The organism is Ectopseudomonas khazarica (assembly GCF_004521985.1).
GTDB classification, from domain to species: Bacteria; Pseudomonadota; Gammaproteobacteria; order Pseudomonadales; family Pseudomonadaceae; genus Aquipseudomonas; species Aquipseudomonas khazarica.
Genome location: NZ_SBHZ01000064.1, coordinates 1 through 382 on the forward strand (window position 1 = coordinate 1; position 382 = coordinate 382).

General features: G+C 72.5%; 1 protein-coding gene. It reads left to right on the forward strand.

What is annotated here, in order from left to right:
• On the forward strand, positions 1-382 hold a 382-nt coding region (locus EPK82_RS24875; protein ID WP_208651195.1), incomplete at both ends, for a PDC sensor domain-containing protein.

Below are 382 nucleotides of genomic sequence, written 5' to 3' on the forward strand. Positions count from 1 at the left end.
CTCCTACGACGCCGTGATCGCGTCGGACGACGGCCAGGTGCTGGCGTCCTCGATCTTCGTGCGCGACCTGCCGCTGCACGACGTGTCGTCGCTGCCGGTGTTCAACAGCCTGCTGCCCCACCACGAGCGCGGCAGCTACACCGGCCCGGGCGTGCTCGGCCCCGACCGCATCGTCGCCTACCGCGCCTCCCGCAGCCGTCCGCTGGTGGTGATCGTGGAAGAGCCGAAGAGCGCCGCCTTCGCGCGCTGGTTCGCGGGCTACTACCCATTCCTGGCGGTGGAGGCGACCATGGTCCTGCTCGCGCTGTCGCTCACCTGGGTCGCCTGGCGCAGCCTGCGCTCCCGGGAGGCCGCCCGCCGGGCCGTCGATGTCGCGCAGGAG